This window comes from Hymenobacter agri (assembly GCF_054778495.1).
Map to the genome: position 1 here is coordinate 1 of NZ_BAAGZM010000879.1, position 1,327 is coordinate 1,327.

The following is a 1,327-nucleotide window of genomic DNA, read 5'->3' on the forward strand; positions in this document are numbered from 1 at the left end:
GGCCAGGCCCGGGAGGCCCGCCCCGCCGCCGTGCGCCAGGCCGCGCCGTATGCCCAACTCACTATCAATAATGCGCTGATTCGGGCCGACGTGTTCCAGCGCTTTCCGCTCGATGAGCGCCTGAGCGGCTACGGCCACGAGGATACCAAATTCGGGGCGGAGCTGGCGGCGGCGGGCGTGACAGTGCGGCACATTGATAATCCGGTAATCCACGACGGTTTAGAAGTGGCCGCTGTATTTCTGGCGAAAAGTGAGCAGGCGGTGCAGAATCTGACACGGGTGTACCATGAGAATGGCTTGGGCACCGATTCGCGGCTGCTGCAAACCGCGCTGCGGCTGCGACTGCTGGGCGTGGCCCCGGCGGCCCAACTGGTGCTGGGTGCGGTGGCCCCGGCGCTGCGGCGGCAGCTGCTCTCGCCGCGGCCGAACCTGCGGGCTTTCGATTTGCTGAAGCTGCACTGGTTGCTGCGCGAGCTGACCGGCTGATTTTTCATCCTACCTAACTGGTTTTCGTGGCCGGCTTTGGCCGGTATCTTTGGCGGCCTCATTCCTGCACTGCGTTGATTCTTCCTGCCCCACCCACTCCTATCCAACTGCTCGACCTGGCCGCCGAGCACGCCTTGCTACAGCCGGCGCTAAACCAGGTCATGCAGGAAGTGCTGGATGCGGCCGCCTTTATCCAAGGGCCGGCCGTGGGGCAGTTTGCGATTGAACTGGGCGAATATCTGGGCGGCGCGCACGTCGTGCCCTGCGCCAACGGCACCGACGCCCTCACGCTGGCCCTGATGAGCCTGGAGCTACCCGCCGGGGCCGAAGTCATCGTACCGGCCTTCACCTACGTGGCCACGCTGGAAGCCGCGGCCCTACTGGGCCTGAAGCCGGTGCTGGCCGATGTGCTCCCCGATACCTTCAACCTCGACCCCGCCGCCGTGGCGGCCGCCCTCACGCCGCGCACCGGGGCCATCGTGGCCGTGCACCTGTTTGGCCAATGCGCCGATTTGGAAGCCTTGCGCGACCTCGCCACCCGCCACAGCGTGGCCCTGATTGAGGATAACGCCCAGGCCCTCGGGGCCACGTTTCAGTTTTCCACCGGCGCAACGGCCTTTGCCGGCGCGGTGGGCGACGTGGGCACCACTTCCTTCTTCCCCTCCAAAAACCTGGGCTGCCTGGGCGATGGCGGCGCGCTCCTCACCCGCAATGCCGCTCGCGCCGACCTGCTCCAGCAACTCGCCAACCATGGCCAAAGCCGGAAGTACCATCACCAGCGCATCGGCCTCAACTCGCGCCTCGACACGCTGCAAGCCGCCCTGCTGCGCGTGAAGCTGCG

General features: G+C 66.5%; 1 protein-coding gene and 1 pseudogene. Both read left to right on the forward strand.

Annotated features, from left to right (window positions below; all coding sequences use genetic code 11):
* A pseudogene (locus tag ACYVDE_RS23025) lies at positions 1-486 on the forward strand (glycosyltransferase family 2 protein); the annotation flags it as partial.
* Between the two features lie 74 nt (positions 487-560).
* Positions 561-1,327 (forward strand): DegT/DnrJ/EryC1/StrS family aminotransferase (locus tag ACYVDE_RS23030; protein WP_460503867.1); only part of this gene is annotated, 767 nt, incomplete at its 3' end.